General features: G+C 62.7%; 14 protein-coding genes, 1 tRNA gene and 1 pseudogene. 10 read left to right on the top strand and 6 right to left on the bottom strand.

Annotation, left to right across the window (positions count from 1 at the left end; all coding sequences use genetic code 11):
• Positions 1–143 (top strand): annotated as a pseudogene (gene glmM / locus QZY01_RS07215) (phosphoglucosamine mutase); the annotation flags it as partial.
• A gap of 124 nt (positions 144–267) precedes the next feature.
• Here the strand turns inward: glmM and QZY01_RS07210 are convergent.
• Positions 268–1,278, bottom strand: a complete 1,011-nt coding sequence (locus tag QZY01_RS07210; RefSeq protein ID WP_294535207.1) for an RluA family pseudouridine synthase — start codon at positions 1,276–1,278, stop codon at positions 268–270.
• Between the two features lie 44 nt (positions 1,279–1,322).
• On the opposite strand from QZY01_RS07210, the gene QZY01_RS07205 reads away from it, so the two are divergent.
• From QZY01_RS07205 to QZY01_RS07175, 7 genes are all read left to right on the top strand, one after another.
• Positions 1,323–2,615, top strand: a complete 1,293-nt coding sequence (locus tag QZY01_RS07205; protein WP_294535204.1) for a TIGR03862 family flavoprotein — start codon at positions 1,323–1,325, stop codon at positions 2,613–2,615.
• A 31-nt stretch (positions 2,616–2,646) separates the two neighbouring features.
• Positions 2,647–2,940: a nucleotidyltransferase domain-containing protein gene (locus QZY01_RS07200; RefSeq protein ID WP_294535201.1), complete on the top strand. Its 294-nt coding sequence runs from the start codon at positions 2,647–2,649 to the stop codon at positions 2,938–2,940.
• Positions 2,941–3,046: 106 nt separating this feature from the next.
• Positions 3,047–3,781, top strand: a complete 735-nt coding sequence (locus tag QZY01_RS07195) for a hypothetical protein (protein WP_294535198.1) — start codon at positions 3,047–3,049, stop codon at positions 3,779–3,781.
• A gap of 134 nt (positions 3,782–3,915) precedes the next feature.
• The gene (locus tag QZY01_RS07190) at positions 3,916–5,085 is read left to right on the top strand and encodes a phosphoserine transaminase (protein WP_294535196.1); all 1,170 of its coding nucleotides are present in this window, start codon (positions 3,916–3,918) and stop codon (positions 5,083–5,085) included.
• A 133-nt stretch (positions 5,086–5,218) separates the two neighbouring features.
• A complete protein-coding gene (serA, locus tag QZY01_RS07185) occupies positions 5,219–6,808 on the top strand; it encodes a phosphoglycerate dehydrogenase (RefSeq protein ID WP_294535194.1) in 1,590 nt (529 codons plus the stop codon).
• 227 nt (positions 6,809–7,035) lie between these two features.
• Positions 7,036–7,989, top strand: a complete 954-nt coding sequence (locus QZY01_RS07180; RefSeq protein ID WP_294535191.1) for an acetyl-CoA carboxylase carboxyltransferase subunit alpha — start codon at positions 7,036–7,038, stop codon at positions 7,987–7,989.
• A 241-nt stretch (positions 7,990–8,230) separates the two neighbouring features.
• Positions 8,231–9,832: a murein L,D-transpeptidase family protein gene (locus QZY01_RS07175; RefSeq protein WP_294535188.1), complete on the top strand. Its 1,602-nt coding sequence runs from the start codon at positions 8,231–8,233 to the stop codon at positions 9,830–9,832.
• Between the two features lie 48 nt (positions 9,833–9,880).
• On the opposite strand, the gene QZY01_RS07170 is transcribed toward QZY01_RS07175, so the two are convergent.
• The 3 genes from QZY01_RS07170 to groES all read right to left on the bottom strand — a co-directional run bounded on the left by QZY01_RS07170 (position 9,881) and on the right by groES (position 12,976).
• Positions 9,881–10,270: an HU family DNA-binding protein gene (locus QZY01_RS07170; RefSeq protein ID WP_294535185.1), complete on the bottom strand. Its 390-nt coding sequence runs from the start codon at positions 10,268–10,270 to the stop codon at positions 9,881–9,883.
• A gap of 732 nt (positions 10,271–11,002) precedes the next feature.
• Positions 11,003–12,637, bottom strand: a complete 1,635-nt coding sequence (gene groL / locus QZY01_RS07165) for a chaperonin GroEL (protein WP_294535182.1) — start codon at positions 12,635–12,637, stop codon at positions 11,003–11,005.
• Positions 12,638–12,688: 51 nt separating this feature from the next.
• Positions 12,689–12,976, bottom strand: a complete 288-nt coding sequence (gene groES / locus QZY01_RS07160; RefSeq protein WP_104510664.1) for a co-chaperone GroES — start codon at positions 12,974–12,976, stop codon at positions 12,689–12,691.
• A 316-nt stretch (positions 12,977–13,292) separates the two neighbouring features.
• Between groES and QZY01_RS07155 the strand changes: the two genes are divergently transcribed.
• On the top strand, positions 13,293–14,759 hold the full coding sequence (locus QZY01_RS07155) for a lipopolysaccharide biosynthesis protein (protein WP_294535174.1): 1,467 nt from the start codon (positions 13,293–13,295) through the stop codon (positions 14,757–14,759).
• A 196-nt stretch (positions 14,760–14,955) separates the two neighbouring features.
• Entirely contained in the window at positions 14,956–15,678 is a 723-nt protein-coding gene (locus QZY01_RS07150; RefSeq protein ID WP_294535172.1) for a class I SAM-dependent methyltransferase, read from the top strand.
• 286 nt (positions 15,679–15,964) lie between these two features.
• On the opposite strand, the gene rpmB is transcribed toward QZY01_RS07150, so the two are convergent.
• Both rpmB and QZY01_RS07140 read right to left on the bottom strand, forming a co-directional pair.
• On the bottom strand, positions 15,965–16,273 hold the full coding sequence (gene rpmB, locus QZY01_RS07145; RefSeq protein WP_294535169.1) for a 50S ribosomal protein L28: 309 nt from the start codon (positions 16,271–16,273) through the stop codon (positions 15,965–15,967).
• Between the two features lie 266 nt (positions 16,274–16,539).
• Positions 16,540–16,616: transfer RNA gene (locus tag QZY01_RS07140), tRNA-Pro, on the bottom strand.
• Between the last annotated feature and the right edge of the window lie 190 nt (positions 16,617–16,806).

Below are 16,806 nucleotides of genomic sequence, written 5' to 3'. Positions count from 1 at the left end.
GGCTCGGCGCGGACGGACGTCTGGTGATCCGGCCATCGGGCACAGAACCGGTGATCCGCGTGATGGCGGAAGGCGACGACCGCAAACTGGTCGAACAGGTCGTGGACGACGTCTGCGAGGCGGTGACCAAGGCGGCGGCTTGAGGTTTTTCGCTCCGCTCCTCAGCATGAGGGGATCAATCAAATCAGTAGAGTAGCCCTCATCCTGAGGAGCGCCGTCAGGCGCGTCTCGAAGGACGAGGGCGGTCCAGGGAGTTTTCAGCAGCGGCTAGCCGGCGCGCAAAGCCTCGACCAGTCGCGCGAAATCCGCCGACGGCTCGCTCTCGAACAGCAATTCCTCGCCCGTCGCCGGATGGTCGAAGCCGAGCGCGCGGGCGTGCAGGGCCTGCCGGTTCAGCGCCTTCAATGCGTCTTGCGCGGCTTGCGGCAATTGCCCGGTCTTGGTCTTGAAACCGCCGCCATAGACCCGGTCGCCGAGCAGCGGATGGCCCTTGTGGGCGAAATGCACGCGAATCTGATGGGTGCGCCCGGTCTCCAGCTGGCAGGCGATCAGGCTGGCGACGGGTTTTTTGTCGCGGTCGGCGCCGAAGCTTTCCAGCAGGCGCCAGTGGGTGATCGCCTCGCGCCCCCGCTCCTGAGGCACCACCGCCATTTTTTCGCGCTGGATGTTGTGGCGGCCCAGCGGCGCGTCGATGGTCCCGGCCGCGCGGTCCGGCGCGCCCCAGACCAGCGCCAGATATTCGCGGGTCAGCGACAATTTGCGGCCATGATCGGCGAAGAGTTTCGACAGCCCCTGATGGGCGGCGTCGGTCTTGGCGACGACCAGCAGGCCGGACGTATCCTTGTCGAGCCGATGGACGATGCCCGGCCTTTTGACGCCGCCAATTCCCGAAAGACTGTCGCCGCAGTGGGCGATCAGGGCGTTGACGAGGGTTCCGGTCTCGTGGCCGGCGCCCGGATGGACGACGAGGCCCGCCGGCTTGTCGAGAACGACCAGAAAATCGTCCTCGAACACGATATTCAGCGGGATCGTCTCGCCTTTCGGCTGGGCGGGCGCAGCGTCGGGCACATCGACGACAATGCGCTGGCCGGCGCGTAATCTGGTCTTCGTCTGCGCGGCGGGCGCGCCGTCAAGCAGCACCTGCCCGGCCTCGATCAGCGCCTGTATGCGGGTGCGCGAGAGATTTTCGGCGGCGATTTCCGGCTGGGCGGTCAGAAACTGGTCGAGCCTCTGGCCGACGCCGGCCTCCTCGACCTGAATTTCGATTCTTGTCGTCATGCGGCGTGATAGCACGGCGCGGCAAAAATAGGTAAACCCTGTGGATGGATAAAAACCAGACTGAACAAAAGCATAGGACCGCCGCGGTAATCGGCGCCGGTCCCGCCGGTCTGATGGCCGCCGAGGTTTTGGCCGAAGCCGGCCTCAGCGTGACGATTTACGAGCGCATGGCCAGCCCCGCGCGCAAATTGCTGATGGCCGGACGCGGCGGCCTCAATCTCACCCATGGCGAAAATTTCGAGGCCTTTTGCGCGCGTTACGGCGCGGCGAGGGCGCGGCTGCGGCCTTTGCTCGAGGTTTTTGGGCCGGAGCAGCTGCGGCAATGGTGCGCGGGGCTGGGGCAGGAGGTCTTCGTCGGCTCCAGCGGCCGGGTTTTTCCGCGTGCGCTGAAAGCGTCGCCTTTGCTGCGCGCCTGGCTGCGGCGGCTGGGGTCGTTGGGCGTTCAAATCCGGCTGCGCCATGAATTTCAGGGCTTTGCGGGCGATGCGGTTTTGTTCGCGACGCCGGAGGGGCCAGTTGAGGTCAGGGCCGATGCGACGGTGCTGGCGCTCGGCGGCGCCTCCTGGCCGCGCCTCGGCGCCGATGGCGGCTGGGTCGCGCCGCTCGCTCGGGTCGGGCTGGAGTCCAGCCCGCAGCGCCCAGCTAATTGCGGGGTTCTGGTCGATTGGTCGGGGTTTTTCGTCGAAAAATTCCAAGGCGCGCCGCTCAAAAATATCGCTTTGCATTTTGGCGCGCTGTCGGCCAAGGGCGAGGCGGTGGCGACAAGGCGCGGTCTCGAAGGCGGCGCGGTCTATGCGCTGTCGGGCGCGATCCGCGACGCCCTGGCGGCGGGCGAGGAAGCGGTTTTGCGCGTCGATCTGCGGCCCGATTTCACTTTGGACGAGATTTCGAAGCGCCTGTCGCGGCCGCGCGGCAAGGCCAGCCTCGCCAATTATCTGCGCAAGATTCTGGGCCTGAGCCCCGTCGCCATCGCGCTGCTGCGCGAGAGCGGCCCCCTGCCGGGCGAGACGGCGGCTCTCGCCGCGCTGATCAAGGCGGTCCCGCTGAAAATCGCCGGCGTCGGTGGGCTGGAGCGCGCCATTTCGACGGCGGGCGGCGTCCTGTTCGAGGTTCTGGACGAACATCTGATGGCCAGGTCGCGTCCGGGCCTGTTTCTGGCCGGCGAAATGCTCGACTGGGAAGCCCCGACCGGCGGCTATCTGCTGACCGCATGTCTCGCCACGGGACGCGTGGCGGGGTTTTCCGCCGCGAAATGGGCGCTGGAGACGGACGATCCCTTTGGCGCCTTCGGCGAGAGGGAGGGCGAAGCCGACCGCAAGACTTTTGCCAAGCTTTGAGCCGGGCGGCGTTATTTGTTAAGCTGCGCCTATGAAGCGCGAAGAAGCCATCAGCCGCTTGCAGCAACACGAGGCCGATCTGAAACGGCTTGGCGTCGCGCATCTCTTTCTGTTCGGCTCGACGGCGCGCGACGAAGCCGAAGTCGAGTCCGATGTGGATCTGTTTTTCGATTATGCCAAGGGCAAGTTCGGTTTATTCGAACTTATGGACGTGAAGGACTTCGCCGCGCATATTCTTGGGCGCAAGACCGACATCATGACCCGCGACAGCCTGCATAAAATCCTGCGCCCCGCCATTGAAGCCTCGGCCGTGCAGGTGTTTTGATGGGCGCCAGATCCTTTGCTATTATTATCGCTGAAATGCGCTGGGGGCTGCGAGCGAAGTTCGCCGTCTATTTGTTAAACTCAAATTGACTTCAAAGGAAAGCTCCGTGGACGTAATCGACCAAACGACGGGTAAAGAATTTCGGCTTTTTCCGACTAAAGAGCTCGACAATGATCTACAAACGTTGGACACACAATTTCTGTGTGGGCACGAAAACTCGGTAATTCGTAGCACAAAGGATGCCGGTGGAGCGCAACATTTCCGTCGCCAATGCTTGCATTGCGGCGAAATGTTCGGAATGGCCATCGCTCGCGCAAATGCTCCGATTGATGCGCTACCAGCAGATAAAGAAATTGAAACCGCTTTTAGATCAGCGCGCGACGGAGAGCGAAAGCGGGTCATTCAAAAACACGTTGACCTCCAAAAATCTAAGGACAACGAGTTTTGGAGAAAATACAAAGCATACCTTAATTCTCCTGAATGGGCGACGGTTCGTCAACGAGTTTTAAAACGTGCAAATAATATTTGTGAGGGCTGTCTTCAACGTCCTGCAACACAAGTGCATCACTTAGACTACCGACACTGTTGCGAGGAGTTTTTGTTCGAACTTGTTGCAGTGTGCGAACCGTGTCACGAAAGACTTCATCCCGAGGGCGGAAACGACGTACCGGAAGCCAGTTCAACAGTAGACTATTTCGAGGCACCTTGTTGTGTCTGCCGATGGCAAGACGATCGAGGCAATCAGTTTTGGTGCGCGAAATTCGATGTTTCGGCCGCTGTCGCAATGGCTGAAGGTGGGCAATGTGGCCCGACGCAAAGAGAATTGGAGCCTTTGAAATAACGAAAACCGGTTTTTTGGTGCTCACCATCCACTTCTCCCAACCAACCTCCCGCTTGACGCCTCCGCGCCACAAGCGTAATCGCGGCTGCGGGATACCTCGCCCCAACGCGAGGCGCCCATCTGGGAGGATGGATATGTCGCTTGCCAAACCCGCCGTATTGCCGAAAAACCCCAATTTTTCCTCCGGACCCTGCGCCAAGCGCCCCGGTTGGTCGCTCGAAGGCCTGAAAGACGCGCCGCTCGGGCGCTCGCATCGCGCCAAGGTCGGCAAGGCGAAACTCAAGCTGGCCATCGATCTGACCCGCGAAGTCCTGCAGGTTCCCGAAACTTACCGTATCGGCATCGTGCCCGCCTCCGACACCGGCGCCGTCGAGATGGCGATGTGGTCGCTGCTCGGGCCGCGCGGCGTCGAAGCTCTGGCCTGGGAAAGCTTTGGCGAAGGCTGGGTCACCGACATCGTCAAGCAGTTGAAACTGAAGGACGCGCGCGTCGTCAAGGCGGCCTATGGCGATATTCCCGATCTGTCCTCGGTCAATTTCGACCATGACGTCATCTTCACCTGGAACGGCACCACTTCGGGCGTGCGGGTTCCCAATGCGGGGTGGATTCCCGCCGACCGCAAGGGTCTGACCATCGCCGACGCGACTTCCGCCGCTTTTGCGCAAAGGCTCGACTGGCCGAAACTCGACGTCGCGACCTTCTCCTGGCAGAAGGCGCTCGGCGGCGAGGGCGCCCATGGCGTGCTGATCCTGTCGCCGCGCGCGGTCGAACGCCTGCAAACCTATGCGCCCCCCTGGCCGCTGCCGAAGATTTTCCGGCTGACCCAGGGCGGCAAGCTGATCGAAGGCATTTTCGAAGGCGAGACCATCAACACCCCGTCGATGCTCTGCGTCGAGGATTATATCGACGCGCTCAATTGGGGCAAAAGCATCGGCGGGCTCGATGCGCTGATCGCCCGCGCCGACGCCAACGCCAAGACATTGGCCGACTGGGTCGCCAAAAGCGCCTGGGCGGGCTTTCTCGCGCGCGCCGAACCGATCCGCTCCAATACTTCGGTGTGCCTGAAAGTGGTCGATCCGGCCATTGTCGCGCTGACGGCCGAGGCGCAAGCCGCTTTCGCCAAAAAGCTCGCCGCGCTGGTCGAGAAGGAAAAGGCCGGCTATGACATCGGCGCCTATCGCGACGCGCCGCCGGGCCTGCGCATCTGGTGCGGCGCGACGGTAGAGGCGGCGGATGTCGCTGCGCTGACGCAATGGCTCGACTGGGCGTTCTCCAGCGCCAAGGCCGAACTATCGATCGTCTGAGCCGGTCGCGCAAGCCGTCATTGCCGGTCGCCGGCCCGTCCTTGCGAGGAGCGAAGCGACGCGGCAATCCAGTCGCCGCGTCACGCATCCGCCGGATCGCAAAAATCTAAATTCATTGTGGAAGGAATGATTCATGGCGCCTCGTGTGCTCATTTCCGATGCTCTCTCGCCCGCCGCCGTCGCCATTTTCAAGGAGCGCGGCGTCGAGGTCGATTTCCAGCCGGCGCTCGGCAAGGACAAGGAAAAACTCGCCGCGATCATCGGCGATTACGACGGGCTGGCCATTCGCTCGGCGACCAAGGTCACCGCGAAAATCCTCGAAAACGCCAGAAATCTCAAAGTCATCGGCCGCGCCGGCATTGGCGTGGACAATGTCGATATTCCCGCCGCCACGGCGCGCGGCGTCATCGTGATGAACACGCCTTTCGGCAATTCGATCACCACCGCCGAACACGCCATCGCCATGATGTTCGCCCTGGCGCGGCAGATTCCCGCCGCCGACGCCTCGACCCAGGCCGGCAAATGGGAGAAAAACCGCTTCATGGGCGTCGAGATCACCGGCAAGACGCTCGGGATCATCGGCTGCGGCAATATTGGCGCGATCGTCGCCGAGCGGGCGCTGGGCCTGAAAATGCGGGTGATCGCCTTCGATCCCTTCCTGTCGCTGGAACGGGCGCAACATATCGGCGTCGAGAAGGTCGAACTTGGCGAACTTCTGGCGCGCGCCGATTTCATCACCTTGCACACGCCGATGACGGCGCAGACCAGAAACATCCTCTCCGAGCAAAATCTGGCGAAAACCAAGAAAGGCGTGCGAATCGTCAATTGCGCGCGCGGCGGGCTCGTCGATGAAGTGGCCCTGCGCGCCGCGCTCGACTCCGGCCAGGTCGCCGGCGCCGCCTTCGATGTGTTCGTCGAGGAGCCGGCAACCGCCAATCCGCTGTTTGGCCATCCCAATGTCGTCTGCACGCCGCATCTGGGCGCCGCCACCAACGAGGCGCAGGAAAATGTCGCGCTGCAGGTCGCCGAGCAAATGTCCGACTATCTGGTGCGCGGGGCGATTTCCAATGCGGTGAATTTCCCCTCGATCACGGCGGAAGAGGCGCCGCGCCTCAAACCCTTCATCGCGCTGGCCGAAAAGCTCGGCTCCTTTGTCGGGCAATTGACCGAGGCCGGGGTGAAGAAACTGACCATCACCTATGAGGGCCATGTCGGCGGGCTCAAGACCAAGGCGCTGACGGCGGCGGCGGTGGCGGGCTTTCTGCGGCCGATGCTGGCGGATGTGAACGTGGTGTCGGCGCCCGTGGTCGCCAAGGAGCGCGGCGTCGTCATCGACGAAGTGACTCGCGCCGCCGAAGGCGATTACGATTCGCTGATCACGCTGACCGTCGAGGGCGAGAGCGGGCGCCGCAGTGTCGCCGGCGCGGTGTTCAACGATGGCAAGCCGCGCATTGTCGAAGTCGAGGGGATCAAGATCGAGGCGGAGTTTTCGCCGGCGATGATCCATGTGTCGAACGAGGACAAGCCCGGCTTCATCGGCCGTTTCGCCAGCTTGCTCGGCGACGCGGGGGTCAATATCGCGACTTTCGCGCTCGGACGCGATGCCCAGGGCGGTTCGGCCATTGCGCTGGTGGCCATCGACGGTGAGGCGCCGGAAGCGCTTTTCGCCCGGATTCAGGGGCTGCCGGGTGTCAAGCAGGTCAAGGCGCTGAAGTTTCCTTGACGCCACGGCTCGGAGGTCATGACCTCTGAGCCGTGGCCAGGCGCGAATGCGCTGCCGGGCTCGTGCGAGAGATTCTCTAATCGCGAGGAGTCGCGATTAGAGAGAATTGGAAAAAGCCGCAAGTCGATCGCGCGACTTGACTTCGCGGCGGCGAATGTCCAGTTTCCGCCCGCGCGCGCCACCGTTTCGGGGCGGGTTCCCCGGCTTGCGCCCAACCGAACCGGATCATGGCCTCTTATCTCGATTTCGAAAAACCGGTCGCCGAACTGGAAGCCAGGATCGAAGAGTTGCGGGCTTTGCTCGAACGCGAGGAATCGCCGGCCATCGGCGAGGAATTGACCCGGCTGCGGGCCAAGGCCGCCAAGGCGCTCTCCGACCTCTACGCCAGTCTCAACCCCTGGCAGAAGACCCAGGTCGCGCGCCATCCGCAGCGGCCGCATTGCGTCGATTACATCGCCGGGCTGATCGAGGATTTCACTTTGCTCGCCGGCGACCGCAAGTTCGGCGAGGACGAAGCCATTATCTGCGGGCTGGGGCGCTTTCGCGGCGAGTCCGTCGCGGTCCTCGGCCAGGAAAAAGGCTCCGACACGGCCTCAAGGCTCCAGCATAATTTCGGCATGGTCAAGCCGGAAGGCTATCGCAAGGCGGTGCGGATCATGGAGCTGGCCGACCGTTTCGGCCTGCCGGTCTTGTCCTTCGTCGATACGGCGGGGGCTTTTCCCGGCGTCGAGGCCGAGGAGCGCGGCCAGGCCGAGGCCATCGCCCGCGCCACCGAGGCGGCGCTGGTGCTGGGAACGCCCAATGTCGCCACGGTGATCGGGGAGGGCGGTTCGGGCGGCGCGCTCGGGATCGCGGCCTGCAATGTCGTGCTGATGCTCGAAAACTCGATTTACACCGTCGCCTCGCCCGAAGCCTCGGCCTCGATCCTCTGGCGCGATTCCTCGCGCGCGCAGGACGCGGCGACCAACATGAAGATCACCGCCCAGGATTTGCTCAAATTCGGCATTATCGATGGCATTGTCGCCGAACCGGTCGGCGGCGCCCATCGCGAGCCGGAGGCCGCGATTCGCGCGGTGGGCGATGCGATGGAAGCCGCGATCCGGCGTTTCGACGGCCTGTCGGGCAGAGCCGTGCGTGCGGCGCGCGAGGAGAAATTCCTCGCCATGGGACGCAAGCTCTGATCGCCCGAGGGAGGCGCCGGGATTGGCGCCAAAGCGGGTCTCAAGGCAAGCTTCAGGCATGCGGACTTGCGTATTGTTAACGTTTCCTTCACCCTGCGGGCGAATCATCCGTTGTTTAGTAAGGGCGCTTTATAAAGGAAGGTGTAAGCTTTATGGCGTTAAACCTCGCGGAAGGCGCCGCCGGATCGACCCGACTTCCGGGCTCCGCTTCGGGCGGCTTTCCTCTCGACGGAAGATGATCATGAGCGGTCTTTTCAACTCCGGCGATCTTTTGGCCCCGGGCCGGCTGCGCAAGGCGGCGGTGGCGGGCGTAGCGCTCGGCGCGCTCGGCGCACTCGGCGGCTGCAACGATGCGCGCGACGGCCGCGCCATGCAGGCCCTGTCGAGCGAGACACTGGCGCTGATGGCGGAAAGGGGCGTCGCCCCCAATGCGCCCATCCTGATCCGCGCCTTCAAGAAGGAATCGGAACTGGAAGTCTGGAAAATGCGTCCGGACGGAACCTATGTTCTGCTGAAAACCTTCCCGATCTGCCGCTGGTCGGGCCAGCTTGGCCCCAAGACCCATGAAGGCGACCGGCAATCTCCCGAGGGATTTTACACCATCACCCCGGCGATGATGAATCCAAATTCGTCCTATTACCTGTCGTTCAATGTCGGCTATCCCAACGCCTATGACCGCGCCCATGGCGCCACCGGCGGCTCGGTGATGGTCCATGGCGTGTGCTCGTCGTCCGGCTGTTTCTCGATGACCGACGCGCAGATCGCCGAAATTTACGCGATTGCCCGCGAATCCTTCGCCGGCGGCCAGCGTGGCGTCCAGATGCAGGCCTATCCCTTCCACCTGACCCCGAAAAACCTCGCCAAATACCGGCTCGATCCGAACATGCCGTTCTGGAAGGAGCTCAAGAAGGGCCACGATCATTTCGAGGCGACGAAACAGGACGTCGCGGTCGGTGTTTGCGGCCGCCATTATGTCTTCGACGCCCAGCCGGCCAATGGCCAGCGCATGGACCCGGAAGCCGCCTGCCCGCCGCTGAAGACAGATCCTGAAATCGAGGCGAGGGCTTCGGCGCGCGAGCGCGCCGACGAGGCCGCCGTGGCCGAACTCGTCGCCAGGGGAACGCCTCCGGTGCGGCTGGTCTATCAGGATGGCGCCCAGCATCCGGTCTTCGCCCATCGCATCGCCGACGTCAGCCGCCCCGAGGCGCTGGTTCCGCCGACCGAACTGGCGCTCGACGACCCCAATCCACGCTGGAACGCCAAGGCGCAACATGCCTCGACGGCGCTGGCGATTCAGCTCGCACAGACCCAGACTCGGGTCGTGGGGCCGTCCCAGGCGCCGCCGGAGCCGCAGGCCGAAGTTCAGCAGAAGGCGCGCAACGAGGCCGAGCCGCTGGCCGCCGCGCGGGCGGAAGGAAGCAAAATCGCCGCCGTGATTGGCGCCTTCGGCAAAGGCCAGGCCGAGGAAGTCCGGACCGCCGGGGCGGCGCAGGCGGCCTCGGCGGAGCCGAACCCGGCGCAGATTGCGGCTCGGGATGCGGCCCGCAATGCGGACGCCACCGCTTCAGTCTCGCTGCCGGACCCATCGGCGAAAGTCGGGGCGGCGCCGGCCGCGCAACAAGCCAGGGCGGCGCCCGTCAAGCCGGTCCAAGAGGGCAAGCCGGCGGGCAAGCCGGCTGTCAAGCCGATTGAAGGAAAGCATCAGGGCCAATCCGGCAAGACGGCGTCGGCGGGTTCGTCCATGCGGAAAATCGCCGGCGCGCCAGCACCCACCGCGACCCCGCCCGCCAAGGGTCTGACGCTTTCGGCCACGCCGGTCGCCCTGGCGGCGACGCTGCGCTGATCTCGGGGGAGTCGCCGTTTCGCTAATTGGCCGCTTTACGCGGCCCAATCATTCCGACTGGTCGCCGTTGACCCGGGCGACAAGGGTCGGAGAGGGCTTGAAGGTCAGGACGCGGCGGGCGTTGATCTTCGCTTCGACGCCGGTGCGCGGGTTGCGGCCGGTGCGTTCCCGCTTGGAGCGGACCTGGAAGGCGCCGAAGGCGCGCAACCGCACCGGGTCTTCGCGCAGCAGCGCGGAGACGATTTCTTCGAGCGTGATTTCGAAAACGTCGCGGGCCTGGGCGCGCGACAACGACGGGCAGGCGGTATAGACCGCGTCGAGCAGTTCCACGCGAGTCGTGGTCTTGCCGCGGGAGGTCGCCTGCGCGCTTTCCTGTTTGCCATCTGCCGCAGCAAAGGAATTGTAGAAAGCGGAAGTCTTGGTTTGACGCTGGTCCATGTTTTCTCCGGCCCGAGTGCAGCCTTGCCACGTTGCGATTGAAGCGACATCAAAATTGATTTCGATCAATGGTACGCGGCATGAAGTTTGCGCGAAAGTGGCGATGGTCATATCGGCCCGGGACGATTTGACGATTTGGGCCGCGCGCCTTAGTCCGAGGCCCGCCGGTTTTGAAATCATTCGGTCCTCGTTTTCAAGGGGACCTTGGCCGGGAACGTCTCCGACAATTTTTAAAAGCAAATGCGGCGCCAAGTTCCAGATCACCCAGATATCGGCTAACCATCTGAATTATAAGGATAAGCCAGAACTGGCTCGTGGCGCTATTTGCAAAATGCAAAATTGTCGGCATAGCGAATTGCCTCGCTCAAGGTAAAATGTCGCGGATTGCGAATCCGTGACGACGTCGGCGCGGCGAATGGAGCCATGTCGAGACGAGTGGCGGACGAAATCAGCGGTGGCATCGCCGAAGCCGATTTTCCCCGAAACCAGCACATTTCTTAAAAAAATTCGTCTCCTGACAGACTCGACGCTTTTTTGTTTTCACGAAACATGAACAGCGATCGATGGCCGAGGCGATCTTCGCGGGCGGACCTTGACGAAAACCTTCAGACGGCGGCGATTTACGTCGCCGGCGCCTGCGGGCGAGAAAAACGCGACCGGCGTCTGCGAACAAGAAAAAGGCCGCCTTTCGGCGGCCTTCCCTGCATTGGTTTGACGCGCGACGCGGCTGGATCAGAAATCCATGCCGCCCATGCCGCCCTGCGGCATCGCCGGGGGGGCGTCCTTCTTCGGCGCTTCGGTGATCGTCGCCTCGGTGGTGACGATCAGGCCGGCGATCGAAGCGGCGTCCTGGATGGCGGTGCGCACGACCTTGGTCGGGTCGATGATGCCGAGCTTGACCAGATCGCCATATTCGCCGGTCTGGGCGTCGAAGCCGAAATTGTAGTCGGTGGATTCGAGCAGCTTGCCGACCACGACCGCGCCATCGGCGCCGGCGTTGTCGACGATCTGGCGCGCCGGGGTCTGGATGGCCTTGCGCACGATATGCACGCCGGTCTTCTGGTCCGCATTGGCGGTGACCACGGCGTCGAGCGCCTGGATCGAACGCAGCAGAGCGACGCCGCCGCCGGGAGAGACGCCTTCCTCGACCGCCGCGCGGGTGGCGTTGAGGGCGTCTTCGACGCGGTCCTTCTTTTCCTTGACTTCGACTTCGGTCGCGCCGCCGACGCGGATGATCGCGACGCCGCCGGCCAGCTTGGCGAGGCGTTCCTGCAGCTTCTCGCGGTCATAGTCCGAGGTGGTTTCCTCGACCTGCGCCTTGATCTGGGCGATGCGGGCTTCGATGTCCTTCTTGTCGCCGGCGCCGTCGACGATGGTGGTGTGCTCCTTGTCGAGACGCACCTTCTTGGCGCGGCCGAGCTGGGCGAGGGTCACGTTCTCCAGCTTGATGCCGATGTCTTCCGACACCACCGTGCCCGAAGTCAGGATGGCGATGTCTTCCAGCATGGCCTTGCGGCGGTCGCCGAAGCCGGGGGCCTTGACGGCGGCGATCTTGAGGCCGCCACGCAGCTTGTTGACGACGAGGGTGGCGAGAGCTTCGCCTTCGACGTCCTCGGCGATGATCAGCAGCGGCTTGCCGGTCTGGACGACGGCTTCGAGCACCGGCAGCAAGGGCTGCAAGGACGACAGCTTCTTTTCGTGGATGAGGATATAGGGATCTTCGAGTTCGGCGATCATCTTCTCGGCGTTGGTGACGAAATAGGGCGAGAGATAGCCGCGGTCGAACTGCATGCCTTCGACGATGTCGGTTTCGGTTTCGAGGCTCTTGGCCTCTTCCACCGTGATCACGCCTTCATTGCCGACCTTCTGCATCGCCTTGGCGATTTCCGAGCCGATGAAGGTGTCGCCATTGGCCGAAATCGTGCCGACCTGGGCGATCTCGTCGTTGGAGGTGACCTTTTTCGAGTTCTTCTTGAGGTCGGCGACGATGGCCTCGACGGCAAGATCGATGCCGCGCTTCAGATCCATCGGATTGAGGCCGGCGGCGACCGCCTTGGCGCCTTCGCGCACGATGGAGGCGGCGAGAACCGTCGCGGTGGTGGTGCCGTCGCCGGCGATGTCATTCTGCTTCGAGGCGACTTCGCGAACGAGCTGGGCGCCCAGATTCTCGAAACGGTCGGCGAGTTCGATTTCCTTGGCGACGGTGACGCCGTCCTTGGTGATGCGCGGAGCGCCGAAGGACTTCTCGATCACCACATTGCGGCCCTTGGGACCCAACGTTACCTTGACGGCGTTGGCGAGGATTTCGACGCCGCGCAGCAGACGATCGCGCGCATCGGTCGAGAAACGGACTTCTTTGGCAGCCATGTTTTAGCTCCTGAAAAAATGGAAAGGGGAGGGAAGGGAAGGGAAGGAAAATCAGCCGACGATGCCGAGAATGTCCGATTCCTTCATGATCAGCAGATCCTGGCCGTCGATCTTGACTTCGGTGCCGGACCATTTGCCGAACAGCACGCGGTCGCCGGCCTTGACGTCGAGCGGGACGAGCTTGCCGGCTTCGTCGCGGGCGCCTGGGCCGACGGCGACGATTTCGCCTTCCTGGGGCTTCTCTTTGGCGGTGTCGGGGATGATGATGCCGCCCTTGGTCTTTTCTTCGCCTTCGAGGCGCTTGACGACGACACGGTCATGCAGGGGACGGAAGGCCATGGAGTATGTCCTGTTGGTTGAGCCGACGCGGCCGAAAAGGCCGGGGCTGGGAAAGGAGAGCCTGCTGGCACTCGCAATGAGAGAGTGCTAACAGGCTGACGCGTAAATAGGGACCGGCCCGCGCGCTGTCAAGGCGTTCGCAGAGCTTGCGTCGCATCGTTCCGGACGAGGTAAACCGGCGGATCGGGGTAAACGGGCATGGACAAGCGCGCCTCAAGACTCTCTTATCGACAGGGAGATAGTCTGCGGCGGCGACGGCGACCTCAGCCAGGCGGATAAACATAGCAAGCTATTGTTATAAAAGGATAAAATAACGATGAGCGTCCTGCTGACGTTTCTCGTCAACACCATCTTCAATCTCATCGTCGGATTGATCGTCGCCAAATTTCTCGGCCCGGGCGAATATGGCAAATTCGCCCTCGCCATCGCCGTCATGACCTTCGGCCAGGCGCTGGCTTTTGAGTGGATCCGCCAATGCGCCGTGCGCTTCTATTCCGAGCGCACGCGGCGCGAGGCGCCTCGGGTTCGCGCCACGCTCGACGCCGCCTTTGCGATCGCGACCCTGCTGTTTGCGCCGCTCGCGTTGATTTTGGCCTTTTTCGGCCCGGAATTTTCGCTGCCGCGCGATCTCGTCGCCCTGGCGCTGCTCGCCTCCATCGCCAATGGCCTGTTCGACTATGGCGCGGCGCTGGTGCGGGCGCGGTTCAATGACGGGCTCTATCTGCGGCTGATCGTCACCAAGAACCTGCTGGCGCTCGTGGTGACGGCGGGCGGGGCCTGGGCGACCGGTTCGGCGCGGATTGCGCTCCTCGCCGGCATGTCGAGCCTGCTTGGGTCGCTGCTGATCTGGCGCAAGGGCATGGCCGACGCCGGGACCGGGCGCGGCGCGGCCGATGCGCATCTGGCGCGCCAATATGCCGCCTACGCCCTGCCGATCGTCGCGGCCATCGTGCTCTATCAATTGATTCCGCTGGCCAATCGCGATCTGGCGGCGCGGTTTTTCGGCTTTGCCGAGACCGGGCGGTTTGCGCTTGCCTTCGACCTCGGCCAGCGCGCGGTGCAGGCGATCGGTTCGGCGCTCGACGTTCTGTTGTTCCAGATCGCGGTGCGGGCGCATGAGTCGCATGGCGAGGACCATGGCAAGGCGCAGGTGGCGCGCAACATGGCCATGGTCTTCGCCGCTCTCTCCCCGGCCTGTGTCGGCATTTGGATCGTCCTGCCCAGCGTCGAGGCGCTGATTGTGCCGGAGGCCTTTCGCGGCCCTTTCGCGCATTTTCTCGCTCTGATGCTGCCGGGCCTGTTCTGCCTGGCGCTGGGCCAGTTCGCGATTGGCGCCCTGTTCCAGATTTCGCGAAAGACCTGGCCGATGGTGGTGGCGGCGCTCGCCGCCGCCATCGCCGATCCGTTGTTTTTCCTCGCTCTGCCGCGTGGAAACGACGCCTCCAGCCTCGCCGTCGCGCAAAGCCTGAGCTTTGCAGTCGGTCTCGTCGTGCTGATCGGCTTCGCCCAGGCCAATGCGCCGCAATGGCCGCGCGCCCGCGATCTCGCTTTGACCGTCCTCGGCTGCGCTTGCATGGCGGCGCTGAATGTTCCGCTGCGCGGCTTCGCGCCCGGACTGGCGCCGATGCTGCTGAAAATCCTGCTCTGCGGCGGCTTTTATATTTTAGTGGTCGCATGGTTCGACATTGCCGGACTGCGCGGCGTCTTTCTCGAAAAAGCCGGTCCGGCGCGGGAATGGATCAGCCGCAAGAGTGGGCTGTTCAAGCTTTTCCCGCCGCTTTGAGGGGGTAGGCTGCAAAGAAAAGGGCGGACACGCGGCCCGCCCCGGCAAAAGATGTTGATACACTCCGCCCCTGTGCGACATCTTCGGCGGCGGGGGCCGTCCACCCCAATTGGTCAAGTGCGCCATTGTCTTGATCCATTACGACAAATATGGTTTTTCAGGTCTGACTCGATTATCGGGTGACGAGGATTTGATAATGGAAAATGAAAACCTTGAGTATTCAAATCAAATTTTGAAGATCCTCGATGCGCTCGTCGAACGGAAGTTTTGTGACTTGCTTGGCCTGAACGACACCAGATTTGATGGAGCAGATCTTGGTAAAATCGCCCGGATAGCCGCGGGCGTCGACTCCGCCAATTTTGCCGCCTCGGAATTCAACGATTTGCCGACATTCACAGATCATCTTGCGCTGCTCGCATATGCGATGGGACAAAGGAAGCTGGAAGGACTCATTCTTGAATTCGGAGTTTTTTCGGGACAGACCATCAATTTTTTAGCTTCGCTGACGACCCAGCGAATTTATGGGTTCGACAGCTTCGAGGGCCTGCCCGAAGATTGGCGCCCGGACTTCCCGAAAGGCTGCTTTCGCCGCGATCTTCCGGAGGTCGGCGACAACGTCGAACTTGTCGTCGGGTGGTTTGATCAAGCGCTTCCGACCTTCCTGGCAAACCATTCTGAAAAGGCGTCCTTGATCCACGTCGATTGCGATCTTTACTCCTCGACCAAAATTATCTTCGATCTTTGCCAGGATCGCATCGCCGCCGGGACAATCATCGTGTTCGACGAGTTTTTCAATTACGTCGGATGGCGCCGTCACGAATACAAGGCCTTTATGGAATTGATCGCCACGAAGGACTTGCGGTTCAAATATATTGGCTATGTCCCGCGTCACCAGCAGGTCGCGGTCGAAATCCTGTAACCATCTGCCTGCGCAGCCAGTCTCTCTGCAATATGCGGTCTGAAGCGCAACCCCAACCCGTTCCGCCAATCGCATCTTGCAAATGCTTGCAAACACGGGCGCATTCCGTCGGATGCGGAAATAATTGTGAGGCGTTGATTATTTTCATCGCAAAACATGGATGTCGGAGAGGCGTTATCGCCTCTCCGATTCAACCACGCCAAACCGTCATGGTAGAATGTTGTAGATGGGCGCCCTTTAACAGGGGCAGGGCGATGAGCCGCCTTTTAATTTCAATTCTGGCCGGTCAGGCGCTGGCGGCCTGCGGCGCGGCGGCGGCGGCCTTCTTGGCGATTTCGCGCTTCAGCTTGAGGGCGTCGACCGAGAGTTCGGCGTCGCGGGCCTTGAGCAGGAAGGCGTCGAGGCCGCCGCGATGCTCGACCGAGCGTAGCGCCGCGGCGGCGATGCGCAGGCGCACCGAACGCTGCAACGAATCCGAAATCAGCGAGACGTTGACGAGGTTCGGCAGGAACCGCGTGCGGGTCTTGTGATTGGAGTGGCTGACGAGATTGCCGGACTGCACGGCCTTGCCGGTCAATTCGCAACGGCGGGACATGGGACTTCCTTTCGATAGCTGATCACGCCGGCGAACGAGGCCCGCGCCGGCTTGCGCCGGTAACAAATGGCCTCGCGGCCGAAATTCTTGAAACCGCCGGTTCGCCGAAGGTCCCGGACGGCCTCGCCGCCACTGGGAAACACTTAGACGGCGCGGGAACAATTGTTTTCGCGCAACACGGTTCATGGAGCGGCGTTCATAAGGGAGCGGGCCGGAAAGGTCAAGCGCGCGACGCGCCGCCGATACCGCGAAACCGGCTGAAAAAGTGGTCGGAGTGATAGGATTCGAACCTACGACCCCCTCGTCCCGAACGAGGTGCGCTACCAGGCTGCGCTACACTCCGACATTTGCGGCCAGACAGGAAAGGCCGCGCCCTGGAGGCCTGCGTTATAACGAGGCCATCTGGAGGCGGCAAGCGAAAAGGCGCGCGGCTTTTCAAAACCTTGGCGCGCGCGCTTTTATCCGGCCTTCGGCAAAGACTTTTTGGCGCATCGCGCGCGCGCCCTTATATTGGCCTTCGTCGGGTGCGAATC

Source organism: uncultured Rhodoblastus sp., assembly GCF_903903185.1.
In the GTDB taxonomy this organism is placed as follows: Bacteria; Pseudomonadota; Alphaproteobacteria; order Rhizobiales; family Beijerinckiaceae; genus Rhodoblastus.
The sequence above is the reverse complement of the archived record's forward strand: the minus strand, read 5'-3'. Positions and strand labels throughout refer to the sequence as shown.